This window comes from Planococcus sp. CPCC 101016 (genome assembly GCF_007859295.1).
Classification (GTDB): domain Bacteria; phylum Bacillota; class Bacilli; order Bacillales_A; family Planococcaceae; genus Planococcus.
Genome location: NZ_VOHB01000002.1, coordinates 2094103 through 2118322 on the forward strand (window position 1 = coordinate 2094103; position 24220 = coordinate 2118322).

General features: G+C 44.0%; 26 protein-coding genes. 7 read left to right on the plus strand and 19 right to left on the minus strand.

Annotated features, from left to right (window positions below; genetic code table 11):
- Window positions 1–179: 179 nt before the first annotated feature.
- The 5 genes from FQV26_RS09955 to FQV26_RS09975 all read right to left on the minus strand — a co-directional run bounded on the left by FQV26_RS09955 (window position 180) and on the right by FQV26_RS09975 (window position 7398).
- Window positions 180–743: a DNA-3-methyladenine glycosylase I gene (locus tag FQV26_RS09955; RefSeq protein WP_146557328.1), complete on the minus strand. Its 564-nt coding sequence runs from the start codon at window positions 741–743 to the stop codon at window positions 180–182.
- Between the two features lie 148 nt (window positions 744–891).
- Complete coding sequence (gene ilvA / locus FQV26_RS09960) at window positions 892–2181, minus strand: threonine ammonia-lyase IlvA (protein WP_146557329.1); 1290 nt, start codon at window positions 2179–2181, stop codon at window positions 892–894.
- Window positions 2182–2477: 296 nt separating this feature from the next.
- The gene (parC, locus tag FQV26_RS09965; RefSeq protein WP_146557330.1) at window positions 2478–4904 is read right to left on the minus strand and encodes a DNA topoisomerase IV subunit A; all 2427 of its coding nucleotides are present in this window, start codon (window positions 4902–4904) and stop codon (window positions 2478–2480) included.
- Window positions 4901–6871: a DNA topoisomerase IV subunit B gene (parE, locus tag FQV26_RS09970; protein ID WP_146557331.1), complete on the minus strand. Its 1971-nt coding sequence runs from the start codon at window positions 6869–6871 to the stop codon at window positions 4901–4903. Before parE ends, parC begins: the two co-directional genes overlap by 4 nt.
- 119 nt (window positions 6872–6990) lie before the next feature.
- On the minus strand, window positions 6991–7398 hold the full coding sequence (locus tag FQV26_RS09975; RefSeq protein WP_146557332.1) for a CoA-binding protein: 408 nt from the start codon (window positions 7396–7398) through the stop codon (window positions 6991–6993).
- Window positions 7399–7535: 137 nt separating this feature from the next.
- Between FQV26_RS09975 and plsY the strand changes: the two genes are divergently transcribed.
- Together plsY and FQV26_RS09985 are read left to right on the plus strand one after the other, a co-directional pair.
- On the plus strand, window positions 7536–8126 hold the full coding sequence (gene plsY, locus FQV26_RS09980) for a glycerol-3-phosphate 1-O-acyltransferase PlsY (RefSeq protein WP_146557333.1): 591 nt from the start codon (window positions 7536–7538) through the stop codon (window positions 8124–8126).
- A gap of 22 nt (window positions 8127–8148) precedes the next feature.
- Entirely contained in the window at window positions 8149–8439 is a 291-nt protein-coding gene (locus FQV26_RS09985; RefSeq protein ID WP_146557334.1) for a HesB/YadR/YfhF family protein, read from the plus strand.
- An 11-nt stretch (window positions 8440–8450) separates the two neighbouring features.
- Here the strand turns inward: FQV26_RS09985 and FQV26_RS09990 are convergent, their stop codons facing one another.
- The 4 genes from FQV26_RS09990 to FQV26_RS10005 form a co-directional block, all read right to left on the minus strand.
- Window positions 8451–8771, minus strand: a complete 321-nt coding sequence (locus FQV26_RS09990; protein WP_146557335.1) for a hypothetical protein — start codon at window positions 8769–8771, stop codon at window positions 8451–8453.
- Window positions 8755–9195 (minus strand): acyl-CoA thioesterase, encoded by a 441-nt coding sequence (locus tag FQV26_RS09995; protein WP_146557336.1) that lies wholly within the window; start codon window positions 9193–9195, stop codon window positions 8755–8757. The genes FQV26_RS09990 and FQV26_RS09995 overlap by 17 nt, the downstream gene beginning before the upstream one ends.
- A 383-nt stretch (window positions 9196–9578) precedes the next feature.
- On the minus strand, window positions 9579–12293 hold the full coding sequence (gene acnA / locus FQV26_RS10000; protein ID WP_146557337.1) for an aconitate hydratase AcnA: 2715 nt from the start codon (window positions 12291–12293) through the stop codon (window positions 9579–9581).
- A gap of 141 nt (window positions 12294–12434) precedes the next feature.
- Window positions 12435–12926, minus strand: coding sequence for a DinB family protein (locus tag FQV26_RS10005; RefSeq protein WP_146557338.1), 492 nt, complete (start codon window positions 12924–12926; stop codon window positions 12435–12437).
- Window positions 12927–13135: 209 nt separating this feature from the next.
- Here FQV26_RS10005 and FQV26_RS10010 point away from each other — a divergent pair, with 209 nt between their 5' ends.
- From FQV26_RS10010 to FQV26_RS10020, 3 genes are all read left to right on the plus strand, one after another.
- Window positions 13136–13999: a site-specific integrase gene (locus tag FQV26_RS10010; protein WP_261384302.1), complete on the plus strand. Its 864-nt coding sequence runs from the start codon at window positions 13136–13138 to the stop codon at window positions 13997–13999.
- Window positions 14000–14279: 280 nt separating this feature from the next.
- Entirely contained in the window at window positions 14280–14822 is a 543-nt protein-coding gene (locus FQV26_RS10015) for a cysteine hydrolase family protein (RefSeq protein ID WP_146557339.1), read from the plus strand.
- A gap of 90 nt (window positions 14823–14912) precedes the next feature.
- Window positions 14913–15173 (plus strand): GlsB/YeaQ/YmgE family stress response membrane protein, encoded by a 261-nt coding sequence (locus tag FQV26_RS10020; RefSeq protein ID WP_146557340.1) that lies wholly within the window; start codon window positions 14913–14915, stop codon window positions 15171–15173.
- Between the two features lie 41 nt (window positions 15174–15214).
- Here the strand turns inward: FQV26_RS10020 and FQV26_RS10025 are convergent, their stop codons facing one another.
- Entirely contained in the window at window positions 15215–15853 is a 639-nt protein-coding gene (locus FQV26_RS10025) for a lytic transglycosylase domain-containing protein (RefSeq protein ID WP_146557341.1), read from the minus strand.
- A gap of 157 nt (window positions 15854–16010) precedes the next feature.
- Between FQV26_RS10025 and mscL the strand changes: the two genes are divergently transcribed.
- Window positions 16011–16400, plus strand: coding sequence for a large conductance mechanosensitive channel protein MscL (gene mscL / locus FQV26_RS10030; protein WP_146557342.1), 390 nt, complete (start codon window positions 16011–16013; stop codon window positions 16398–16400).
- A gap of 9 nt (window positions 16401–16409) precedes the next feature.
- Here the strand turns inward: mscL and FQV26_RS10035 are convergent, their stop codons facing one another.
- From FQV26_RS10035 to FQV26_RS10050, 4 genes are all read right to left on the minus strand, one after another.
- Window positions 16410–16973: an SCO family protein gene (locus FQV26_RS10035; RefSeq protein ID WP_146557343.1), complete on the minus strand. Its 564-nt coding sequence runs from the start codon at window positions 16971–16973 to the stop codon at window positions 16410–16412.
- Between the two features lie 94 nt (window positions 16974–17067).
- Window positions 17068–17196 carry a YvrJ family protein gene (locus FQV26_RS10040; protein WP_142827916.1) on the minus strand — a complete coding sequence of 43 codons (129 nt, stop codon included), beginning with the start codon at window positions 17194–17196 and terminating at the stop codon, window positions 17068–17070.
- A 413-nt stretch (window positions 17197–17609) separates the two neighbouring features.
- Entirely contained in the window at window positions 17610–17825 is a 216-nt protein-coding gene (locus FQV26_RS10045) for a DUF2922 domain-containing protein (protein WP_146557344.1), read from the minus strand.
- Between the two features lie 22 nt (window positions 17826–17847).
- Window positions 17848–18066 (minus strand): DUF1659 domain-containing protein, encoded by a 219-nt coding sequence (locus FQV26_RS10050; protein WP_146557345.1) that lies wholly within the window; start codon window positions 18064–18066, stop codon window positions 17848–17850.
- 120 nt (window positions 18067–18186) lie between these two features.
- Here FQV26_RS10050 and FQV26_RS10055 point away from each other — a divergent pair, with 120 nt between their 5' ends.
- The gene (locus FQV26_RS10055; RefSeq protein WP_146557346.1) at window positions 18187–18621 is read left to right on the plus strand and encodes a DUF2621 family protein; all 435 of its coding nucleotides are present in this window, start codon (window positions 18187–18189) and stop codon (window positions 18619–18621) included.
- A 15-nt stretch (window positions 18622–18636) separates the two neighbouring features.
- Here FQV26_RS10055 and FQV26_RS10060 read toward each other — a convergent pair whose 3' ends face one another.
- The 5 genes from FQV26_RS10060 to FQV26_RS10080 all read right to left on the minus strand — a co-directional run bounded on the left by FQV26_RS10060 (window position 18637) and on the right by FQV26_RS10080 (window position 24046).
- Entirely contained in the window at window positions 18637–19137 is a 501-nt protein-coding gene (locus FQV26_RS10060) for a CcdC family protein (RefSeq protein WP_146557347.1), read from the minus strand.
- A complete protein-coding gene (locus FQV26_RS10065) occupies window positions 19130–19453 on the minus strand; it encodes a thioredoxin family protein (protein ID WP_146557348.1) in 324 nt (107 codons plus the stop codon). Before FQV26_RS10065 ends, FQV26_RS10060 begins: the two co-directional genes overlap by 8 nt.
- 24 nt (window positions 19454–19477) lie before the next feature.
- Window positions 19478–20188, minus strand: a complete 711-nt coding sequence (locus tag FQV26_RS10070) for a cytochrome c biogenesis CcdA family protein (protein ID WP_146557349.1) — start codon at window positions 20186–20188, stop codon at window positions 19478–19480.
- Window positions 20189–20507: 319 nt separating this feature from the next.
- Window positions 20508–22292: an ABC transporter ATP-binding protein gene (locus FQV26_RS10075; RefSeq protein ID WP_146557350.1), complete on the minus strand. Its 1785-nt coding sequence runs from the start codon at window positions 22290–22292 to the stop codon at window positions 20508–20510.
- Window positions 22292–24046 (minus strand): ABC transporter transmembrane domain-containing protein, encoded by a 1755-nt coding sequence (locus FQV26_RS10080; RefSeq protein ID WP_146557351.1) that lies wholly within the window; start codon window positions 24044–24046, stop codon window positions 22292–22294. Before FQV26_RS10080 ends, FQV26_RS10075 begins: the two co-directional genes overlap by 1 nt.
- Between the last annotated feature and the right edge of the window lie 174 nt (window positions 24047–24220).

Here is a 24220-nt window from a genome sequence, read left to right on the forward strand (position 1 = left end):
TCGATTCTTTCTTGCGTTGGGACGAGCTGTTGACTGTCGCCTTCTTTACCTTTATTCTGCTTTTATCTGGAAATTCCTTTTGAAATTAAAAAAAGGAGTAGAGAAGCACCAACTGACCTTCTCCTCTCCCTTGTTTTTATTCAGTATGGGCAATTATGAAATCAATTTCCCAACTAGTTTTAATGATTTTGCGTACGATATGCACAGCTCGCAATGTGATCATCGACCATTCCAATTGCCTGCATGAACGAGTAAGTTGTCACTGGTCCAACAAACTTGAAACCCCGCTTTTTAAGATCCTTGCTTAGTTTGACAGAAACAGGCGATTGCGCCGGTATTTGGCCATCAGTCTCCCACTTGTTCAAAACTGGCTTGCCCTCTGTGTAGCTCCACAGGAATTCTGCAAAACTGCCCCATTCTTTTTGAATAGCTAAAACCGCCTGAGCATTGCTGCGTACGGATTGAAGCTTCGCCAAATGTTTGATGACAGCGTAATTTTCTTTGATGGACATCAAATCGGCATCCGACAATTCTGCACATCGTACGATATCGAATTGATGGAAAGCCTCTTGGTAAGCTTGACGTTTTGATAGCACGATGTTCCACGATAAGCCGGCTTGCGCGCCTTCTAAGGTCAGCATTTCGAAAATATAGCGTTCATCCCTGCTTGGTCTGCACCATTCTTCGTCATGATAAGCTTGCATTTGAGCGTTGCTTTGCGCCCATAAACACCGATTTCCCATTTGTTTCACCTCGTTATTGGAGTCCTTTCACTATACCATCTAAGGAATGTTTCATGTCGTCACCAAACAAATTAAAAAGGACGCTCAGTCATGTGCCAATACACACATCGGGAACGTCCTTTTTATAGTGTAATCCAAACACAAGCTGTTAAATCAATAAATTGAACAGCAAGGAATCATTATTCAGGTCTTTATAAGGAAAGCCGTTTTCCGCCATGCGTTTGACTAGCGGCTCGTAGTCTTCTTGGCATTTCAATTCAATACCGACCAATACAGGGCCTTCTTCACGATTTGTCCGTTTGGTGTATTCGAAATGAGTAATGTCATCCGTTTCGCCAAGAACCTGTTCCATGAATTTGCGGAGCGCTCCTGCACGCTGCGGGAAAGTGACGATGAAATAATGCTTTAATCCTTCGTAGATCAACGATTTTTCTTTGATTTCCTGCATTCGTTCAATGTCATTATTGCCGCCGCTGATGACGCATACGACATTTTTGCCTTTGATGTCATCTTTATAAAAATCAAGAGCGGCAACTGATAACGCTCCAGCGGGTTCTGCAACGATGGCATTCTCGTTGTACAATTGCAGAATCGTTGTACAGACCTTGCCTTCTGGAACCAGTGCGATATCATCCAGCACATCTGAACAGATGGCCATGGAAACATCACCAACCTGCTTGACAGCAGCACCATCAACAAAAGTATCAATCGTCTCCAGGCGGGTTACTTGGCCATTGGCCAGTGAGGTTTTCATGCCTGCAGCACCAGCCGGTTCGACACCAACTAATTTAGTTGATGGGCTTATCCCTTTCAGGTAAGAACCAACGCCTGACGCCAATCCGCCTCCACCAATTGCACAGAACATATAATCGACTGATTCTTGCATATCGTTAAGAATCTCCACTGCGACCGTTCCTTGTCCGGCAATGATGCGGCTGTCGTTAAAAGGATGAACAAATACTTTTTCTTCAACTGTGCAGTATTCCATCGCCGCTGTAAAAGAATCATCAAAGGTGTCACCAGTTAAAACGACCGAAACTTTATCTCCGCCAAAACGTTTCACCTGCGACACTTTCTGACGCGGTGTCGTCAAAGGCATGAAAATCTTTCCTTCAATGCCGAGAGCAAAGCACGAGTAGGCAACTCCTTGGGCATGGTTGCCAGCGCTTGCGCACACGACGCCTTTGGCACGGTCTGCCGGACTCAAGCTGCGGATAAAATTATAGGCTCCGCGCAGCTTAAAGGATCGGACCACTTGCAAATCTTCGCGTTTCAAATAGACATTGCATTCGTATCGTGCAGATAACAATTCATTTTTCTGCAAAGGCGTCTTAATGACGACATCCTTGAGCGCCTGGTTGGCCACCATTATTTCCTCTACCGATACTTTTGATAGCTTTACTTCTCTGTCGAGCTCTGTGATGTTGCTCTTAGCCATAGATGTCACCTTCTTATTTTTATTTATCTCACTACTCTAACACATTAGAGCGCCTACCTGGTGAGAAAATTGCGACAATTCATTGAAAAGTTTCTTTAATTTTTTGTGGTCTTACTATAAAATCGATACGAAGCTTATGAATAAACCCACAAATAATTATTCAAAATACATTTTCAAAAATAAATTAAATATGAATAACACATTTGTTAAGAATGAATGGATAATCTATTTATGCCATTTAGATTACGGCAAATAAAAAGCCCTTTCCTCTATTCAGATGGAAAGGGCTTTGTCTTTTATTCTTTTTTATCGATGCGGCAAGCGGATACTACTTTTCCATCAGTTGCTTCATCTACAATGAATGACCCGTTTGAATAACGGTCTACATTTTTTAGGGAATTGGCAACCAGCGGAATCCGAACGCCTTTTTCAGTTTCCAAGATGATTTCTTCTTTTCCAGTTGCGCCAATGACAGCGACCACCCGGTGAGGGTTTGATTTTAACTCACGAAGCATCACGACGCCACGCTTTGCACGACTGCCGCTTTCAAACTCTTGCAGCTTCATCTTCTTCGCTGCGCCGCGGTGCGTCAACAGCACTAACTCCTGCTTTACTTCCGGGTCGATCATGACAGCAGAAACGGCTTCATCGTCGTCTTTCAGATTGATGCCTTTGACGCCTCCCGTACGAAGTCCTGTAAGCGGCACTTCCTCAAGCGGGAAACGAACTCCATAAGCTTGTTTAGTTCCTATGAATAATTCGGTTTCTTTCGTCACAAGAGCTGCATAAATCATAGCATCGCCTGATTTTAGATTCATCGTCTTAACGGCACGCGAATAACGCTGAATGTGATAATCCTTCAAAGCAGAGCGTTTGACTTGGCCTAATTTCGAGACTGTTAGGATGCTGGCATCTGCATCAAAGTTTTCAAACGGATATACCGCGAGGACGGATTCATTGGCATCCAATTGAACGATACTTGATAAATGCTGTCCAAGATCTTTCCATTTAATATCCGGCAATTCGTTAATTGGCTGATAAACGAAGTTCCCTGCAGTGGTAAATATCAGAATGGTATGCTGCGTATTCAAATTGCCTTCAAACAACAGGTAATCCGATTCTTTCATCGCAAAATCCTTGCCGTTTGAAGCTGCATGCGACCGTGTGCTGGTCCGCTTGACATAGCCTTCCTTGGTTACAGTCACTACCACTTCTTCACTTGGAATCATGATTTCGCGTGTAATGGTGATTTCTTCAATTTTGTCTTCAATGACCGAACGGCGTGGTTCCGCAAATTGTTTGCGGATATTTGCCAACTCTTTCTTGATGACATTTTTCAATTTGGTTGAACTGGTCAGGATGCCTGTCAATTCAGCAATCAGTTTTTTCAGATCGTTTTCTTCTTTTTGCAGGTCCGTAATATCCGTATTCGTCAATCGGTATAATTGCAGCGAGACAATCGCTTCCGATTGCGCTTCCGAAAAATCGAATGACTCAATCAGGTTATTTTTGGCATCGCGTTTATCTTTCGATGAACGGATGGTTTTAATAACTTTGTCCAAAATCGATAGAGCTTTCATCAAACCTTCTACAATATGCATGCGATCGCTCGCTTTTTGCAGATCAAACTCAGAACGTTTGGTGATTACTTCTTTTTGGTGCTCGATATAGGCATCGAGCATCGTCTGGAGCGTCATCATTGTTGGACGGCGCTTATAGATAGCGACCATATTGAAGTTATAGCTGACTTGCAGATCCGTATTTTTGTAAAGATAGCTTAAAATCCCCTGCGCCTGCACGTCTTTTTTCAATTCGATGACAATTCGCAAACCGCTTCTATCGGATTCATCGCGCACTTCAGAAATGCCCTCAAGCTTGCGGTCAAAACGGTGATCATCGATTTTCTTGATCATATTGGCTTTATTGACTTCAAATGGGATTTCCGTAATAACAATCTGTTCTTTGCCGCCTTTTAGCGGTTCTATTTGTGCTTTGGAACGCACAATAATTTTGCCTTTTCCTGTTTCATAAGCTTTGCGGATGCCATCCACTCCTTGGATGATGCCCCCTGTCGGGAAATCCGGCCCTTTGATGACGGTCATCAGCTCAGCAACAGTTGCCTGTGGTTTGTCCATGCGCAGCAATACCGCATCCAGCACTTCGTGAAGAGCGTGCGGCGGGATATCTGTTGCATAACCTGCCGAAATACCGGTCGAACCGTTCACCAAAAGATTCGGGAAACGTGCAGGCAACACAGTCGGTTCCATATCGGAATCATCAAAGTTCGGGATAAAATCGACCGTGCGTTTGTCGATATCGCGCAACAGTTCAGAAGAAATAGCAGACAAGCGGGCTTCGGTATAACGCATTGCAGCAGGTGAATCGCCGTCCATCGAACCGTTATTGCCGTGCATTTCAACGAGCATATGGCGAATCTTCCAATCCTGGCTCAAACGCACCATCGCTTCATACACCGAGCTGTCTCCATGCGGGTGATAATTACCAATGACATTACCGACGGTTTTAGCCGATTTACGGAACGCTTTATCATTGGTATTTCCTTCATGGTACATCGCATATAAAATACGGCGCTGAACAGGTTTTAACCCGTCACGGGCATCTGGCAGTGCCCGGTCCTGGATAATGTATTTACTGTAACGGCCAAACCGATCGCCGATCACTTCTTCCAACGGCAAGTCTTGGTATCGTTCAGTTTGTGTCATACAAGTTCCTCCTCAGCGTGAATCAAATCATTTTCAAGAATATTGCTGTCTTCTTCGAGTCCGAAATCGACATTGCTTTCAATCCATCTGCGCCTTGGTTCCACTTTATCACCCATTAAGGTAGTGATGCCGCGTTCTGCGCGTGCACTGTCTTCAATCGTCACACGGATTAGCGTCCGGCTTTCAGGATTCATAGTCGTTTCCCATAACTGGTCTGCGTTCATCTCACCCAAACCTTTATAGCGCTGCAGCATATAGCCTTTGCCTACTTTTTTAATCGATTCATCAAGATCGGCCTCTGTCCAAGCATAGTCGATTACTTCTTTTTTGCCGACACCTTTGGATACTTTGTAGAGCGGCGGCAGTGCGATAAACACTTTTCCTGCTTCGATCAAAGGCTTCATGTAACGGAAAAAGAATGTCAGCAATAACACTTGAATGTGCGCGCCATCTGTATCCGCATCGGTCATGATGATGATTTTATTATAGGCGATGTCATCAATAGAAAAATCGGCAGATACGCCTCCGCCAATGGCATGAATAATCGTTGAAATCTCTTCATTCTTCATAATTTCTTCGAGTTTTGCTTTTTCTGTGTTGACGACTTTTCCGCGCAGCGGCAGGATCGCCTGGAAAGTCCGGTCGCGTCCTTGTTTTGCCGAACCGCCGGCCGAATCTCCCTCCACAAGATACAATTCGTTCTTCGAGGCGTTTCGCGATTGCGCTGGCGTCAATTTTCCAGAAAGCAACGCATCCGATTTCTTGCGTTTTTTGCCGTTTCGGGCATCTTCCCGCGCTTTTCTGGCAGCCAGTCGAGCCTGTGACGCCCGAATTGCTTTTCGTACAAGAGAAGCGCTGAGATCTGCGTTTTCTTCCAGGAAGTACATCAGTTTCTGTGAGACTACGGAATCGACGATGCTTCGTGCTTCGCTGGTTCCGAGCTTGCTCTTCGTCTGTCCTTCAAATTGCAGCATAGCTTCTGGTATGCGAACAGAAACGATTGCGGCCAAGCCCTCGCGAATATCGGAGCCTTCAAGGTTCTTATCTTTTTCTTTAAGTAAATTGATTTTCCGGGCATAGTCGTTAAAGACACGTGTCATCGCTGCTTTTGCTCCGGTCTCATGGGTTCCGCCGTCACGGGTACGAACGTTATTGACGAACGACAGAATCGTTTCAGAATAGCCGTCGTTGAACTGGAACGAAAATTCGATCTCCATTTCGTCCTGTTGTCCTTCGATATAAGCTACGGGATGCAGTACATCTTTTTCTTCATTCAAGTAAGAAACAAACGCTTCGATGCCGGTTTCGTAATGAAATACATCCTTTGCTTCTGTGCGTTGATCGAACAATTCAATCTTCAATCCTTTTAACAGGAAAGCAGATTCGCGCAGACGTTCCGAGAGTGTTTCATAATTGTATTTGGAAACCGAAAAAATGGCTTCATCCGGCAAAAAGTGGATGGTCGTTCCACTTTCTTTGGTTGAACCGATTTCTTCCAAAGTTGTGACCGGCTTGCCGCCGTCTTCAAAGCGCTGGCGGTATTTCTTGCCATCACGGTAAATCGTTACTTCCAAAAACTTGGACAAGGCATTAACGACAGAGGCACCAACACCATGCAAGCCGCCACTTGTTTTGTAGCCGCCTTGACCGAATTTTCCGCCGGCATGAAGCACGGTCAAAATTACTTCAGGTGTAGGTTTTCCACTGCGGTGCATTCCTGTAGGCATGCCGCGCCCGTAGTCCCGGACACTGATACTGTTGTCTTCATGAATCGTTACTGTTATCTTATCGCCGTATCCTGCAAGCGCTTCATCGACCGAATTGTCAACAATTTCATAGACCAAATGATGCAGTCCGCGCGTATCAGTCGAGCCGATGTACATCCCCGGACGCTTTCTAACGGCATCTAAGCCTTCAAGTACCTGGATTGCTTCTTCGTTGTATGCCGTATTTTGAATTTTAGCCATCTAATTCCCTCCAACAAACATTTGTTCGCATAATGATCTCTCTTAATCGTATTCTATTTTATGGCCATCTGTCAAACTTCATAGAAAAAGAGCGCTGAGCGCCCTTTAGTGGTAATGGCTTATTTCAGAATAGCATGTTCCACTTTGATGCAACGGTCCATAATGACTGTATATCCTGTATCAGTCAAGCGATTGAATACGTTCTCATCCACTACATTTAATTGTGTCCAGAATACTGGACAATCGATTTTCATGAACTCATCTGCGATATCCTCTAAAAACTCACTGCGCCGGAATACGTTGACAATATCCACTTTTTCTGGAATTTCACTCAAAGAAGCGTAACTTTTTTCCCCCAGCACATGATCTGCTTGTGGATTAACTGGGATAATGCGGTAACCGGCCCGTTGCATGGCTTCCGATACCATATAGGAAGTTCGGCTCGGATTCGGGCTGAGACCGATAACAGCAATGGTTTTCGCATGATCAAGTACGTTTTTGATTTCTTCGCGGCTAGGATTGTTCAAGATTTATCACCTGTCCTTTTTATTCTATCATACACGATTTTCTTGTGCCTGTTGAATATTCTGCCATCTATTGTTCAAAGAACTTGAGTCATGGTAAACTGAAACTACAAAATAAGGTTGTTTCAAAGGAGTTCATCATGACTATACTGCTTCCCATTTTATTAGCTTACCTGCTTGGCTCGATTCCGTCTGCCTTATGGGTCGGGAAACTATTTTACAACACGGATATCCGTACACAAGGAAGCGGAAATTTAGGCGCAACTAACACATTCCGGACACTCGGGAAGAAAGCCGGGATTGCCGTCACTTTGCTGGATATTTTAAAAGGGACTGCGGCTACGCTCATTCCTCTCTACATTGCAACTGACATCCATCCGCTGTTGCTTGGGGTTATTGCGGTCATCGGCCATATCTATCCGGTGTTTGCAAAATTTAAAGGCGGCAAGGCAGTTGCTACATCAGGCGGCATTCTGCTGGGGTATCAATGGCCGTTGTTCATCATGGCGGTGGCAGTGCTGCTTATTGCTTTGAAGATCACCAAAATGGTGTCGTTGTCTTCCATTATCCTGGCAGTCGTATTCATCATCTACACGACTTTTTATGGAATTTATACGGAAGACTACCTGTTCATGATTGTCATTTATATTCTTGCTTTGTTCATCATTTTCCGCCACCGGGCCAATATTGCTCGGATTCGTGCAGGTACAGAGCCGAAAATCAACTGGTAATGCCAGTGGAAGGACGTGTGATATGCAAATCAACATCAGTCAAGACGCACTCAATTGGTTCAAAGAAGAAATGGAGGTGGCCCCTGGAGAAGCAGTTCGATTCTTTGTCCGCTATGGCGGTTCAAGCAAGCTGCAACCCGGTTTTTCCCTTGGGGTTACCAAAGATCAACCAAATGAAATGGCTGTGAAGATCGAAGAGGATCAAGTCACTTACTTTATCGAACAGAGCGATGTCTGGTATTTTGATGGGCATAATCTTCAAGTTAGTGTCAACGATGACTTGCACGAGCTTGATTATTCATACGAAAAATAAAAAAGCATGAGCTATTCATGCTTTTTTATTTTGCTTTTTTGCAATTTATTCAGTTGCTCCAAATGTCCTTCTCGCTGCAGAATATCCCGCTGGCGATCTCCGAACAAGTCAAAATGAGGGTATTTCCCACGCAAGTCCATCCACTCACGCTGCAAACCATATTGTTTACCCCAGGATTCCAACTTGTCCAGATCGCAGCAGCCCACTTTAGTGACGGTGCTGCATCCAGGAAAGCGGTCATCCACCCAGTAATGAGTTAAAAATGAAATATCGCCATTGTCAACATCCTGCTTCCAGCGCTCTAATTCATCCCTTTTAATTCCGAACGCCATTCGGCACCTGCTTTTTAATTTCTTCATACTTTTCATGCCATTCCGGGAAAATCTTTTTGATGGAAACCGGCCGGAATGTGTCCTTTTTAACGACCACATGCTCAGAAATGGCAGTAGCAGCGATCGCACCATTTTCATGAACAATTTCGTATCCGTATTTTGTCCGCAAACGCCCGTGCTCTTCCACCCAAGTGCGAACGAAAGCTTTTTGTCCGTAACGAAGAGCCGCCTTGTATTGTATGGAGATGTCAGTTACGGGTGACAAGTACCCCTCTTTCTCCATGCCTGCATACGTGAATCCGAGATCTTCAATGAGCTTAGTGCGCCCGATTTCAAGCCAAATGATGTAATTGGCATGGTAAACGACGCCCATTTGATCGGTTTCAGCGTAACGGATTTCTATTTCTTTTTCACTTATGTACATATCCATTTCACCTCTTTATCCCGCTTTAACGGGCAGTAAGACTCCCGCTTCTACATGCGGGAGTCTTACTGCCCGTTAAAGTCCGATTAGATCAACTAACAATCAGTGGTGATGAAACCCCACTGATTGAAGTTTCTCTTTACCAGTATACAAGAAATTTGTTTTTAGAGGTAAAGGAAAAGGCTGCCGGGGAAATTCCCCTGGCAGCCTTTTTGTTGTTCTATTTATACGTTATGAAACTATAACTTTCAGCTGGATACTTATTGTCCAGACTCCAGCGCCCAGATTTTAGGGTCATAAGCCACTCTGGCTGTGCGGCAAAGAACGCCACTTCGCCAGTGCGTCTTATGCCCGTCGAATCTACACGGGCGCTTACGCTTTTCTTATACTTCCAACAATTTGTTACGGAGCACCATTTGCAGGATGCCTCCGTGGCGGAAGTAATCTACTTCCACTTCGGAATCGAAACGTGCCAATACTTTGAACTCAGTCACTTTGCCGTCTTCAGCAGTTGCTGTAACAGTTAGGACGTCGCGTGGTTTCACGTCATCAGACAAGTTGACGCTGATGGTTTCGTGTCCAGTCAATCCAAGTGAATCTGCACTTTCGCCGTTGACGAATTGCAATGGCAGAACGCCCATCATCACAAGGTTTGAACGGTGAATACGCTCATAGCTTTCAGCAATGACTGTTTTGATGCCTAGAAGGAATGTCCCTTTAGCCGCCCAGTCACGTGAAGAACCCATGCCGTAATCTTTACCAGTCAAGACCACAAGTCCTGTGCCTTGTTCCTGATACTTCATGGCAGCATCGTAAATTGCCATTGTTTCGCCTGTTGGCCAGTAAGTTGTGTAACCGCCAGTTGTTCCTGGAGCTACCTGGTTGCGGATACGAATGTTGGCGAAAGTTCCGCGCATCATGACTTCATGGTTACCACGGCGAGATCCGTAAGAGTTGAAGTTACGTGGTTCTACACCGTTTTCACGAAGGTAAAGGCCTGCTGGCGTATCTTTGCCGATGGCACCAGCTGGTGAAATATGGTCCGTCGTGATAGAATCTGCGAATTTCGCAACTACACGAAGACCGGCCAATGGCTGGATCGGAGCCGGCTCTTTTGAAAGACCTTCAAAGAACGGCGGGTTTTGAATATAAGTTGATGTTGCATCAAACTCATACAATGAATCATCATTTGTTTCAATCGCATTCCATGCTTCGTTCTCGTTGAATACATGCTCGTACTCTTTACGGAACAATTCTGGAGTAACTGTGTCTTTAACGACTTTTTTGATTTCTTCAGTTGATGGCCAGATGTCTTTAAAGAATACATCTTTGCCTTCTTTGTCTGTGCCGATCGGTTCAACTGCGAAGTCGATATCCACTGTTCCAGCAAGTGCATAAGCAACAACCAGCATTGGAGAAGCCAAGTAGTTTGCTTTTACAAGCGGGTGGATGCGTCCTTCAAAGTTACGGTTACCTGACAATACAGAGGAAACCAGCAAATCGTTGTCCAAAATAGCTTCTTCGATTTCAGGAAGCAATGGACCCGAGTTACCGATACATGTTGTACAGCCGTAGCCGACCAAGTTAAAGCCGATTTGGTTCATGTAGTCCAACAAGCCGGAATCATTCAAGTAGCCTGTAACAACTTTTGAACCTGGAGCCAATGAAGTTTTCACGTAAGCAGGTGGAGTCAATCCTTTTTCAACTGCTTTTTTCGCTACTAGTCCAGCACCCAGCATTACGTATGGGTTAGAAGTGTTAGTACAAGATGTAATGGCTGCAATCGCCAATGCACCAGTCTTCATTTCAGCAGTTTTGCCGTTTTTGAAGTTGACTGTTGCCGTTTTCGCGATTTCAGCTGCATCAAGTGCAAAACCGTGCGGTCCTTCTTCGCCAGTTACAGCTTTGTTGAACTCAGGCTTCATTTGAGACAAAGGAATCAAATCCTGTGGACGTTTTGGTCCTGCAAGGTTTGGCTCAATCTCAGATAGATCGATTTCCACAAGGTCCGTGTAGATCGGATCTTCGTTTTCAACAGTGAAGAACATATCGTTCTCCTGCAAGTACTTTTTAGTGACAGCGATTTGTTCTGCATCACGTGCAGTCAAACGCATGTAGTCAAGCGCTTCATCGTCAACCGGGAAAAATCCGCAAGTAGCGCCGTATTCAGGAGCCATGTTGGCAATCGTTGCACGGTCAGCAAGCGGCAATGTTGTAACACCAGGTCCGAAGAACTCGACGAATTTACCAACTACGCCTTTTTTACGCAAAGTTTGAGTGACTTTCAACGCCAAATCGGTCGCAGTAGCGCCGTTTGGAAGTTCGCCAGTCATTTTAACGCCGATAACTTCCGGAATTGGGAAGTAAGAAGGCTGTCCGAGCATACCAGCTTCAGCCTCAATACCGCCGACGCCCCATCCAAGAACTCCGATTCCGTTGATCATTGTCGTGTGTGAATCTGTTCCGACCAATGTATCAGGGAATGTTTCGAATGTGCCGTCAGCATTTTCGACTGCATGGACAACGTTAGCCAAGTACTCAAGGTTTACTTGGTGAACGATACCCGTTGCAGGTGGAACCGCGCGGTAGTTGTCATAAGCTTTTTGAGCCCAGCTAAGGAACTGGTAACGCTCAGCGTTGCGGTCAAATTCCAATTCCATGTTGATGCGAAGTGCATCTTCTGTGCCGTAGTTATCAACCTGTACCGAGTGGTCAATGACTAGATCGACTGGAATTTCAGGGTTGATTTTGTTTGGATCTCCACCCATTTCAGCCATTGCTGAACGAAGTGCAGCCAAATCTACGACTACTGGTACGCCGGTGAAATCCTGAAGGATGACGCGTGATGGCTTGAACGGAACTTCCGCTTCTTTGTTGGCATCTTTGCCCCATTTTGCTAATTCTTCAACGTGCTCGTCTTTGATCACATATCCGTCGTGCTGACGCAATACGGATTCCAATAGAACTTTTACTGAATAAGGAAGGCGTGATACTTTAGCGATCCCTGCTTCTTCTAATGCAGCTAAACGATAATAGTTATACGTTTTGCCATTTAGCTCAAAAGAAGTGCGGCTGTTATGCAAACTGCTCTTTGCCATGTGTGTGTTCCTCCTTTGAATCTTCTGAAAAGGCCCGTGACAGCGCTTTTCTCCTCTTCTATCATACCGAAAGTGGGAGCATAAGTAAATTACATTAAAATTATACAATGTGATAAGTTTTTCGAATCACTATACAATGAATCAATTGAGTTTGCTTAATGTCTTTTCCAACTGTTTGAAATGACGCTTTTCATGCAAGCCAACAAACGGGAACCATTGACTCAAAGGTACTTTTCCAAACACCGGATGGTCCATCGATTTTTGTTTAAGTTGCTCCTTCGTTGCACTACCATAAACTTCATAAAGGAAGTTATGTGAAGCGTTCAGACGCTCTTTCATTTCTTCTAGTGTAACAAACTCTTCAGTCGGAACCACATGCTTCGGTGCTTTTACTTTAAACGAACGGCTGACAGTCAGCGCTATCGGTTTTTTTACAGCTTTTATACTCGTGTCTTTTGCCAATTCATGTGAAACACCTTTGGCAACAGTATTTTCCATCAACTGAAGATGATCCAGGATCTGAATAGGTGACCACTCTTCCAGTGATGGTTTTTTGTTTAATTTTTCATCAGTCATCCCCTCCACTGCTTGAAGAATCTGGTTTCTGATTTTTGCATTGTCTTCTTTGAACATGCTGGAATCCACCTTCATTTCATCTAATTGCCTATCCTTATTAACATACCCTAATCTGCATGAATTATATACATACGGCATTATGTGTTTTTCATTTCGCTTATACTTCTTGAAATGGAACTTTACAGTTGTTGCCTATAAGGGAAAATACGTTCTGTTTGTCTGAATTAATGGTATAATTAAAGGAAATTCCTTAGAAGAGGTGATGTATGATGCCTTATGGTTACGAGAAATTCCGGCTGGACAATGGCATTAGCCCGAACACAGTTGTCCATGAAGTCCAATTGATCCGTTCGCTTTTCGCTTTTCTTAGGCATACGTATAAAAAACCGGTGGAACCGCATGAAATCCGCCCTTCAGACATACAGCAATTTTTACAGGATCAGCACGCCTCCGGTATTAAAGACAGCACGCTGAACCGCAAACTGATCTATATAAGAAGATGGTTCGATTATATGTGGCAGATTGGACGCATTCCGAATGATTTTATGCCCAAGTTCAAATTTAGCGAAAAGCTTGATCTGACGCCTTCCGATATTTATTTAAATTACGAAGATTTGCTGAAAAAGAAAGATGCGGTGCTCGAAGCTGACCATTTGTCTTTGAATGCCAAGATTCTTTACATTTTCTATTTGCGCGGCCTTCGACTGCGGGACATGGTAGCAGTTGATGTGGATAATTTTGATGACCGCGATGGAAAATTGATTTTAGCAGTTGAGAAGAAAGATGGCTATCAATGCCGTTTGGAATTTACGGATAAAGAAATTCCCATTATGCTTGATGGAATCGAACGCGCCGTATTTCGCGGTACGCCATATTTGCTATCATCTAAAGTGAAAAACGAATACACGATGTTCCAGATGGGATCTCTGTCTGATTACACTGAAGCACTTTCCTCTTTTGTCGGCATGCCGATGCGGTCAGGGGATATCCGCTTTGCCTATGTCCATTACTTGTATTCGGTTGAACACAAGAATTTGGAGGAAATTCAGGAAATTTTGGGTGTGTCTCTCGACTCAGCTTCCAGGATCCTTAAGGATTCACTTGTCCGTTTAAAAAGAGGCACACATTAAAACAGCCCATCCCATAATATTGGGGTGGGCTGTTTTTGTGTTTCCGGTCATAAGAAAAATCCGAAATCCAAAGCAAAATTAAAAATGAGCAATGTGTGAATCACTACAAAAACCATTGCTTGTTTATCAAGCTTTTCGACATTTTCATATTGCATCAGGACCACCCCTTCTTTATTAATAGTCTGATTATACTGAAAAATAAGACCTATAGCAAGCGTCGTTTCTTTAGATAGTTTTTCATTTTACGTTATAATCAAGAAAACAGATGGGAGTGAATTTTATGAAAAAAGCATTACTGGTCGTGGACTACACAGTGGATTTTGTAGCGGACGATGGCGCTCTGACATGCGGCAAGCCTGGACAGGCCATTGAAGAAACAATTTGCAGACTGACGGAGGATTTTTTAACTGAGAAAGAGTTAGTGGTAATGCCCGTTGATTTGCACGAGAAAAACAATGCCTTCCATCCGGAAGCCAAGCTTTTTCCTCCACATAATATAAGAGGGACGGCTGGAAGAGAACTTTACGGCCGCCTAGCAGAAGTTTATAAAGCGAATGCCGACCACATCATTTGGATGGATAAAACAAGATACAGTGCGTTTGCCGGCACTAACCTAGACCTGCTGTTGAGTGAGCGCAATATTAAGGAACTGCACATTGTTGGAGTCTGCACGGACATATGTGTGCTGCATACAGCGGTTGATGCTTATAACAAAGGATACAAAATTTTCATCCATAAAAATGGAGTCGCCAGCTTCAATCAAGCAGGTCATGACTGGGCTTTGCAGCACTTCACCACAACCTTAGGAGCACAAGTTTTATAACTTTTTTATTCTTTTATGTTTCAAATGTCCTGATTCTGGTTATACCTAGAGTGTAGCAATTATACATTACTCTAAAAGGAGCTGGAAAAAATGGGTTTTATTTTATACTTGATTATGGGCGGTATCATCGGTTGGATCGCTGGAATGATTCTTGGTAAAGATGTTCCTGGCGGCATTATTGGTAACATCATCGCAGGTATCGTAGGTGCTTGGTTAGGTGGATTGATTCTTGGAGATTTAGGTCCAGTTATTTGGGGCGTAGCAATCATCCCAGCATTAATCGGTGCTTTGATCTTTGTATTCGTTCTTAGCCTGATTATGGGATCTATGAGAAAAGGCCGTAGAGCCTAATAAAAAAAGAGTGGACCATGGTCCACTCTTTTTTTTTGCGGTTAATTATATTTTTCTTCATAGAGATTATAATAATGAAGAACATCCGCTACATATTTATCGCTATGGTTGTATTGAAATATGGCGCGTTCAAGATCCCCTTCAGCTGCTCCGTTTTGTGATAAATAATTCGCCGCACTGTACAGAGCGTCTGTTAAATTATAAGGGTCTGCGATGCCGTCCCCATTCCCATCGACACCGTATCCGCCATAATAGGCAATTACGTCCAGATTGGTCTTGTCTTCTTCACTAATTTCACCTTGGCCTTGACCCGAACAGGTTGGATGGCTCCACCCAACGAACGTACAAGGCATAAACTGAAGATGCCCTTCGGCCCCTACCGGTGACAGCAAAGGGTCCATCGTCGAGAATCTGGTTTCAATACGGTGGTGTGCAGCAAGCAAGGTCCACGGAATATTGTAATCTTCTGCTGCTTCTTTATAAAGCGGAATGTTCTCTTCCGGTACCTCCATTTCTATGATGCGGTTGGGCGCTTCCTTAAGTGTATCCATCACGGGTACCGAATTGAACAGCATAAAAAGAAGCATGCCGAGTGTCGCAGCAACGATGGCTGCGGGCACTAAAAGAATCAGGCAGCCTATTTGACGCTTGTATTTTTTGGGCAACTTCTTTTTTTTCATTTTTCCACACCTAATCTGTCATTTGTTTCAGTGTAGCATATCTTCCGCGGTATTGCCGTTTCCTCCTGGACAGGTTGCTTCTTGAGATTTCGTATACGGCTATTTTTTTTTGACTATTGCTGATAAAATTAACAAATAAAAGTAGGAGGTGAATTTTATGTGGGAAGATTTCAAGAAATTCGCCTTGAAAGGAAATGTTCTTGATCTGGCTGTTGCGGTCGTGATTGGTGCTGCTTTCGGAAAAGTGGTCACTTCTTTAGTAGAAGACATCATTATGCCAGTGGTTGGAATATTGGTTGGTGGAATCAGTGTTGAAAATTGGAGTTATACAGTCAATGATGTAGTACTGAATTACGGATTATTTATACAATCAATTATCGATTTTTTCATCATTGCTTTCTCCATTTTCATGGTTATCCGCATATTCACTACGCTGAAACGAAAAAAAGATATGCCTGCTGAAGAGGAACCGGAAGTTCTGGACAAAACACAGGAAATCCTCGTCGAAATCAGAGATCTTTTAAACAAAGAAAAAACCGGTCAGTGACCGGTTTTTTTACTGCTCTTCAATCAAGTCGCGCAAATCATTCTTAATCTCTTCTACTGGCACATTGTCAAAGCCGTCGTAATTATTTACGACTACACCTTCCTGATCCACTAAATAAAATGCTGTTCCGTGTATGACTTGATCACTTTCCGGATCATCCCGGACGAAGGAATTGAAATTATCTTTAGCAAATTCCGATATCTCTGGCTGTGTATATCCCGTAAGCAAATGCCATTTCGATTCATCAGGAACCGAATACTGGTCCAAATATTCCTGCATGGTTTCCGGAGTATCGATGCTCGGATCGACACTGAAGGCCACAATTTTATAATCTTCCACACCTTCTGCCTCCAGTTCTTCCTGGATTCCACTTAAGTTGAATGTCATCGGCGGACATACCGTTTCACAATTTGTGAAAACGAAAGTTGCCAGCCATGGTGCTCCCTTCAAATCCTCTAAACTTACCGAATCTCCACGGTGGTCGGTATAGGAAAAGTCATCGATTTCAGAACTGCCGCATGCCGATAACAACAGCACCAGGATCAGCACTATTGAAGTATAAATTAATCGCATACCATTGCCTCCACTCTTTCATCTTTTTAATCATAGCGAAAGTGTAGAATCTGCACAATACATCTTAAACCGCCATTGTCACGAATTTGTGAAGTCAGGACAGCTTCAATGTAAGCAATGCGTCATGAATGGCGACCAACTTTGTTTCCACACGGTGCATCAAATAAAAAGATACAAAAATAGGGAAACCAAGTTCCTGAATCCATTGCATCCACTCTGCCATAGTTCTCACCTCTATTCTAGAAAAGCGTAAGTGCCCGTGTAGATTCGACGGGCATAAGACGGACTGGCGAAACGGCGTTTGTTCAGCCGTACAGCCAGGATGGCTTAGGTCCTTAGAATCTGGGCACTGGAGTCTGGACAATAAGAAAAGCGTAGGCAGCCGTTAAGCCCCGACATGCGCTGGAAGCCTTGCCAGTAATGGCGGTTCCCAGCCATTGTTGACAAGGTTGAAGCGACTCGAGGGGCTGGCTGCCGGAGTCTGGACAACATGAAAAGCGTAAGTGCCCGTGTAGATTCGACGGGCATAAGACGGACTGGCGAAACGGCGTTTGTTCAGCCGTACAGCCAGGATGGTTTAGGTCCCTAGAAATTCAAAGATTCAAAAAGCTCTCCCAAATTAGGAGAGCTTCTCATTTATACTTGGTACTCTACAACATTCCGTTCAACAATTCGTGCTCCTTTTACCGACGCGAATGAAGAACCCTCCACTTCGAAAATATTTTGGGTAATAATTGCCTGCATTCCTGCCAGCAATTCCGCGTCTGTGACATTGTCACGCGGTTCATCAACCGTCAATGTGACGTCTTTTCCTGCAGCCGTCGTAAAAATCAGTTCTAAAGATTTTGCCATTTCGTACTCCCCCTTTTATTGATTACTGGTAAATCGTCAGTGCGGATTGTTTCTCGACATCCATTAATGTCTTTGTACCAAAGTTTGTCAGGACAGCTGCTGTTTCGAAAATCCCATCTGCCGCCGCTGCTTCTTTGACATTGTGATACGCTTTGATTTTTCGTTTCACTTTGCCGTTGGCGTCTAAGCCATTTTCGTACGTACAGCGAATACTAGCGCTCTTGAAATCACTAAAGGCCATGTTCATCACCTCCTTTCATTCGCTATATAGACACAGTTGGAAAAAAGAGATACATTTTTAATGAATTTCTTTTCAAACCCTTCTATAATAGAAGTAATGGAAAGAACGAGGTGAAACAATATGGAACTGAGTGGCTGGTTTTTGTGGTTTATCCTATTTTGGGTAGTCGTACTGGTGGGGCTTTTCGCCATTGGAGGATATTTCATGTTCAGAAAGTTCCTGAAGTCCATGCCGAAGCAAGATGGCCTATCAGATTTGAACTGGGAAGAGTATTACGTTGATAAAACCATTCATTTATGGGGCGATGAAGAAAAGGCGATGTTGAATGAGTTGGTTCAGCCGGTTCCCGATCTATTCCGTCCGGTCGCAAAACAGAAAATCGCAGGCAGAATCGGACAGGTTATGCTTGAAGAAAAAGTAAAAAAAATGAAACTAGAACATATTATCCGCGGCTATATTTTGGCGACACCAAAACGTGATCATAAATTCCTCCGAAAAAAATTGGCCGAAATGGAAATTGATGTTCGTCCATATGAACAATATTTCGAACAATAAAAAGCGCTGCTCCCTTTAGACGGGAACAGCGCTTTTATCTTTTGACGCGATTTTTTTGTACTGCCATAACATGGATAGCCGCCATGGCCAAAGCATACCGAATGCCAGAATCCAGAACATGCCACCCAGTTCGCCGACATCAATACTCGAACTCAAGACCACTTTGCCGATTACGCGCACCAGTAGAAGGCCGAACAGAATAAACACAAATGCTTTCGACTGTTTCAGATAAATATCGCCATCACGGATTTCGAATTTGGAAGTCCAAATCAAAACAGTTGAAAAAAGAATACCGACAGCGAGCGCTTCAAAAATTTGCAGAGGTGCTACGCGGAAAAACGGAAAAATAAACATCAAGGCGCCGGTTGACATAAAGAATGGCGGCAAAATAATTTTCTTAACCGATGCTGGTTTTTTTGCCGATTTCGAACGAACGAACATCGCCAGTAATCCCATTGCCAAGGCACCGACAGTCGTAATAATCAAATAAACTTCAGGTGGAATTTGATCAAACATTTAAGTCACCCTCCAGTTCATCTAATCTGCGACGCAATTCATCAATCGGCACGAATCGCGCAAAACGATGAATTTCTTTTCCTTGCTGGAACAATAAAACGACAGGTGCTGTGAACAACATCAACTGTCCGGCCAATTCTGTTACTTGTGCAGCATTGACCAAGTAGAAAGGCAGTCGGTAATCCGCTTCGAAAGCTTCGATTTGCGGGCGCAAACCTTCACAGACCGAGCAATTATCCGTTTTCGCAAAAAGCAGAAACGATTTCTCTTCTGCGATTTTAGCTTGGTATTCTTCTATACCAGAAAAGATTTCCATCTTGGTCACCTACTTATTGTTAATTTAAAATCCTTGGAAATTGCCGAAAAACGGATTCAGGATACGAATCAAATAGCTCATGCCGTCGAAAAACAACAAGATGCCGACCCCAATCATAACATAGCCGCCTGTCTTCATTATTTTATGGTTATGTTTGCGAAGCCATCCCATGCGTGCCACAAAGAAAGACAAGACGAAAAATGGAATCGCAAAGCCAAGTACGTAAGCCAACATATACCAAATACCTGATCCGGGATTGGTTGCTGCAAGAGCATAGATCGCTGCAGTGATCGGTCCTGTACATGGTGTCCAGCCTGCTGCAAACGCCAGACCGATGACAAATGTCCCTAAAAAGCCGGACGGACGATTCTTAAACGAGAACTTTCGATCCTGCATAAGAAATTTCGGTGAGAAGACCCCGATAATCATCAATCCAAAAAAGACAATAAATATAGCCCCTATTTGACGTATTAGTTCATCATAGCGAAGAAACCACTCGTTAAAAAAGGATGTGCTGAAACCAAGCGTAATGAAAATAGTTGAAAAGCCTAATAGGAAAAACAGCGTATGGAACATGCCCCGCCGTTGCATAACTTTTTTATCGTTTTTAATTTCATCCATGGTCATGCCTGTTATATAAGATAAAAATGCAGGATACAAAGGCAGCGTACATGGCGAAATAAAACTTAAAAAGCCGGCTCCAAAGGCTAGAAATAAATTAATATCAGATGCCACTGGTAATTCTCCTTCCTGTTCTCTCCCCATCTTACCAAATTTCCATGTGAAACACCGCCCCTTCGCTTGTGAAATCTTTGTGGACAATTAGTTCATTGATTTCTGTCATCATTGAATCATCGTTCTTCGTTTTACCTTACTGGAATTTTCATTTTTAAAACTGCAGTTTATCTGTTTTTGGTTATAGTTCTTGTTGACGTTTTTTGTTTTTTCATAAAACCTTAAGTAGTTTACTACATAGTAAGTAAAAACAGTGCTATTTCTATTTTGATATCTAAAATAGCTGCAATAAAAAAAGAACAGCCGTAGCTGTCCTTTCCTACTCGACGATGCCATTTTGCAGCATAAACAATTTATGGTACAGCCCGCGCTGCTGAAGCAATTGTTGGTGTGTACCCCGCTCAACGATTTCTCCCTGGTGAAGGACTAAAATTAAATCTGCATCTTGTATGGTGCTGAGCCTATGAGCGATTGCAATGGTCGTCCGCCCCCGACGCATACGTTCAAGACTTGCCTGAATAGCGACTTCTGTGGCAGTGTCTATATTCGCTGTTGCTTCATCAAGCACCAGTATTTTCGGATCAGTCGCCATTGTTCTTGCAAAAGCCACCAATTGCCGCTGACCACTCGAGAAAGTAGATCCCCGCTCCGTCACCTTTTGGTTATAGCCATCCGGCAACGATTCGATAAAGTGGTTAGCTTGGACAAATTCTGCCGCTTCCCGAACTTCTGCTTCTGTAATGTATTGATCATAAAGACGAATATTGCTCTCGATTGTACCATAGAACAAGAACGGATCCTGCAGAACCAATCCCATATTCCGACGCAATTCAGTCGTTTTGTACTCTTTCACCGAAACACCGTCTACCAGAATTTCTCCTTTGTTGAATTCATAAAAGCGCATCAATAAATTGATGATGGAGCTTTTGCCGCTGCCTGTATGGCCGACAAGTGCAACCGTTTGACCTGGCCATGCCGTAAAAGAGATATTCTTCAGAACTTCGTTATCGCCGTCGTAAGAGAAGCTGACGTCGCGGAATTCGATTTGGCCTTCACTAATTTTAGCTGCGCCATCCAATTGCCGGGGTGCTTTTTCCGGTTCATCAAGCAACATGAAAACACGGGAGGCTGCGACAATAGCCTGTTGAAAAATGGACAGCCGCTGCATCACTTGGTTGATCGGTTCAAAAAAGCGGTCGATATACGTGACGAACGCATAAATGACACCAACTTCAACTGTGTTGGAAAACGAGGTGATACCGAAATAACTCAGCAGGAGAATCAATGCAAGTGCGTAGACAAGATCAATGGCCGGACGCAGCAGCAAGCCATCGATTTTAATATTGCGCTTACCCGCCTCCCAGTGCTTTTCGTTAATGGCTGTAAACTCATCTTTCAGCCGGTTTTCCTGGCCAAAAGCCTGAATCATGCCCATGCCCTGTACCGATTCCGAAATCTTGGCATTCAATTGTCCCAAACGCTCCCGCAGATCCTGATAAAACACCGAACTGTATTTCCGGTATATATAAATGATCCATCCCAAAATCGGCAGCAGCACGAGTGTAATGAGCGCCAGCCGGACATTCAGGAAGAACATGGCGATGTAGACGCCGACAATCAGAAATGCGCTTTGGATAAAGCCGATCAGCACAGTGACAAACATTTCCTTAATGGCTTCTGTATCATTGGTGACGCGTGATACGATGCCTCCTGCTGGAGTTTTATCAAAATAGCGCATACCTAATCCTTGTACTTTTACGAAAACATCAATTCGCAGCTGCTGAATAATTTTCAATGCCGCTTCCTGAAACTTCAGCAGCTGAAAATAGCTGATGATGACGTTGGATGATTGAATAAATAAATAGGCAGCAGCAAGACCGACGATCGGTCCTGTCGGAAAGCTGCCAGGCGTCAAATAGTCATCGATGAAAGTTTTGATCAGCAAAGGTCCGAGCACGTCTCCTAAAACTGTCAAAATCAGCAGCCCCATTGCCAATGCCAGCATTTTCTTATGAGGCACCAAATAAATTAACAGCCGTTTGAAAACGAGCCATTGATCCCGTCCAGTCAGTTCCTGTTGCTTCACGGTTTCTTTGACCTGCATTACAGTTCGCCTCCCTGTTCGACGAGCGCTTCTAACTGCTGCAGCTCATACATATCATAATAGCGTCCTTTTTTCCTCATCAACTCTTCGTGCGAACCGATTTCTGCAATCGTGCCTTCGTCCATCACTAAAATTTGATGCGCATGCTGGATGGCACTCAACCGATGCGATGTAATGAGGGTAGTTTTTCCGGTTCGCGTCTTTTTCAGCGATTTCAGGATGGCTTCCTCGGTTTTGGCATCTACTGCAGATAGCGAATCATCCAAAATCAGCAGTTCAGGCTCTGTCATCAATGCACGAGCAATTGAAATCCGCTGCTTTTGCCCCCCTGATAATGACACACCCCGTTCTCCAACTACTGTGTCATAGCCTTCCGAAAAATTCTCGATGTCTTCGTGAATATACGCCAAGACAGCTGCTTCTTGGACGTCCTTCAAGCTAGCTTTTGGTCGTGCAAATGCAATATTACCGGAAATACTTGTGGAAAATAAGAAATGGTCTTGAGGAACATAGCCGATTGCCTGCCGCAAGCGCTGCTTTTTATAAGCATCGATGGAATATTTGCCAAACAGGATCGAACCTTCGTAATTATCGAATTCGCGCAGCAACAACCGAAGGATTGCAGATTTGCCGGAACCCGTCTTGCCGGCAATACCCAAAGTTTCCCCGCGTCTGACTGTAAAATGAACATCCCGCAGAGCAGCCCGTTCATCTCCTGGAAATTTGAATTGCGTCAATGAAAAGACGAGATCACCAGAAGGAGCTTCATCGATGGCATCTTGCCGATCGTCAATATCGATCGGTTCTGCCAGCAATGCACGAATGCGGTCATAAGAAGCACGGCCCCGCTCCACAATATTAAAGAGCCAGCCGAACGCGAGCATCGGCCACACCAATAAGCCCAAGTATGCCGTAAACGCCACTAAATCGCCGATGGTCATATTGCCGTTCACCACAAAATAAGAACCGAAACTAATGGTCAAAAAATAGCAGATGCCGATAATGGCGGATATTGTCGGGTCAAACAAGGAGTCAACGCGCGCCACCCGGATGTTTTCATCTACGACATGCTGCGACAGCTTCCTAAAATCCTCAATATCCTGCTGCTCCTGGCCGAATGTCTTGATAACTTTCATTCCGGAAATACTTTCCTGGGTTTTGTCATTCAATCCAGAGAAAGCTTGCTGTGCCCCATGAAATCGCTGGTGCATCAATTTCCCGTAATAATTGGTCATATAGGCCATTAAAGGCATTGGCAGCAAGACAATCAAAGTCAATTTCCAATCGATGGTGATGGCCATGGCTGCGATAACAAAGCCGCCTGTCGCAATAGAATCTACTAAAGTCAGAACCCCTGCTCCGGCTGTTTGCTGTACCGCCTGCAGATCATTCGTGGCATGCGCCATCAAATCACCGACGCGCCGTTTTTGATAAAAAGCTGGGGACATTTGGGTAAAATGCTGAAACAGCCGTCCCCGCAGATTCCTCGCTAAAAGGATCGATGAACCGAAAATCAAAAGTCGCCATGCATATCTAAGGACATACATCAACAAGGCGGCTGCAGCTAGAACCCCCAACCATTGCATCAGGTATTCCGTTGTCAATGTCCCTTGGCTGATTCGATCGACAACAAAGCCTATGATCCGCGGGGGCAACACTCCGAGAAAGGCGACAATCATCAACAAGAAAATACCTAATGCATACTGCTTTTTCCGTTCTTTAAAAAACCAGCCCAACTCCCAAAATACCCTCATTCCACCTTACTCCTTGCTTTTTGTGTTTTTTTCGCTTAGTTCCCTATGCGTTGTGTACGTGCATATCCGGTAAGGAGTCTGCGATAAAATCAGGCACCCCATATTAATTTTTGCTTTAATGCTAAAGATGAAAAAAATCCTGCGGTTTAAAGATTCTCTTTATTTTAACAAAAC

Coding starts and splice junctions, on each gene's coding strand:
- FQV26_RS09955 (WP_146557328.1), bottom strand. CDS start 743: ATGGGAAATCGGTGTTTATGGGCGCAAAGCAACGCTCAAATGCAAGCT.
- ilvA (WP_146557329.1), bottom strand. CDS start 2,181: ATGGCTAAGAGCAACATCACAGAGCTCGACAGAGAAGTAAAGCTATCA.
- parC (WP_146557330.1), bottom strand. CDS start 4,904: ATGACACAAACTGAACGATACCAAGACTTGCCGTTGGAAGAAGTGATC.
- parE (WP_146557331.1), bottom strand. CDS start 6,871: ATGGCTAAAATTCAAAATACGGCATACAACGAAGAAGCAATCCAGGTA.
- plsY (WP_146557333.1), top strand. CDS start 7,536: ATGACTATACTGCTTCCCATTTTATTAGCTTACCTGCTTGGCTCGATT.
- FQV26_RS09985 (WP_146557334.1), top strand. CDS start 8,149: ATGCAAATCAACATCAGTCAAGACGCACTCAATTGGTTCAAAGAAGAA.
- FQV26_RS09990 (WP_146557335.1), bottom strand. CDS start 8,771: ATGGCGTTCGGAATTAAAAGGGATGAATTAGAGCGCTGGAAGCAGGAT.
- FQV26_RS09995 (WP_146557336.1), bottom strand. CDS start 9,195: ATGTACATAAGTGAAAAAGAAATAGAAATCCGTTACGCTGAAACCGAT.
- acnA (WP_146557337.1), bottom strand. CDS start 12,293: ATGGCAAAGAGCAGTTTGCATAACAGCCGCACTTCTTTTGAGCTAAAT.
- FQV26_RS10005 (WP_146557338.1), bottom strand. CDS start 12,926: ATGTTCAAAGAAGACAATGCAAAAATCAGAAACCAGATTCTTCAAGCA.
- FQV26_RS10010 (WP_261384302.1), top strand. CDS start 13,136: ATGATGCCTTATGGTTACGAGAAATTCCGGCTGGACAATGGCATTAGC.
- FQV26_RS10015 (WP_146557339.1), top strand. CDS start 14,280: ATGAAAAAAGCATTACTGGTCGTGGACTACACAGTGGATTTTGTAGCG.
- FQV26_RS10020 (WP_146557340.1), top strand. CDS start 14,913: ATGGGTTTTATTTTATACTTGATTATGGGCGGTATCATCGGTTGGATC.
- FQV26_RS10025 (WP_146557341.1), bottom strand. CDS start 15,853: ATGAAAAAAAAGAAGTTGCCCAAAAAATACAAGCGTCAAATAGGCTGC.
- mscL (WP_146557342.1), top strand. CDS start 16,011: ATGTGGGAAGATTTCAAGAAATTCGCCTTGAAAGGAAATGTTCTTGAT.
- FQV26_RS10035 (WP_146557343.1), bottom strand. CDS start 16,973: ATGCGATTAATTTATACTTCAATAGTGCTGATCCTGGTGCTGTTGTTA.
- FQV26_RS10040 (WP_142827916.1), bottom strand. CDS start 17,196: ATGGCAGAGTGGATGCAATGGATTCAGGAACTTGGTTTCCCTATTTTT.
- FQV26_RS10045 (WP_146557344.1), bottom strand. CDS start 17,825: ATGGCAAAATCTTTAGAACTGATTTTTACGACGGCTGCAGGAAAAGAC.
- FQV26_RS10050 (WP_146557345.1), bottom strand. CDS start 18,066: ATGGCCTTTAGTGATTTCAAGAGCGCTAGTATTCGCTGTACGTACGAA.
- FQV26_RS10055 (WP_146557346.1), top strand. CDS start 18,187: ATGGAACTGAGTGGCTGGTTTTTGTGGTTTATCCTATTTTGGGTAGTC.
- FQV26_RS10060 (WP_146557347.1), bottom strand. CDS start 19,137: ATGTTTGATCAAATTCCACCTGAAGTTTATTTGATTATTACGACTGTC.
- FQV26_RS10065 (WP_146557348.1), bottom strand. CDS start 19,453: ATGGAAATCTTTTCTGGTATAGAAGAATACCAAGCTAAAATCGCAGAA.
- FQV26_RS10075 (WP_146557350.1), bottom strand. CDS start 22,292: ATGCAGGTCAAAGAAACCGTGAAGCAACAGGAACTGACTGGACGGGAT.
- FQV26_RS10080 (WP_146557351.1), bottom strand. CDS start 24,046: ATGAGGGTATTTTGGGAGTTGGGCTGGTTTTTTAAAGAACGGAAAAAG.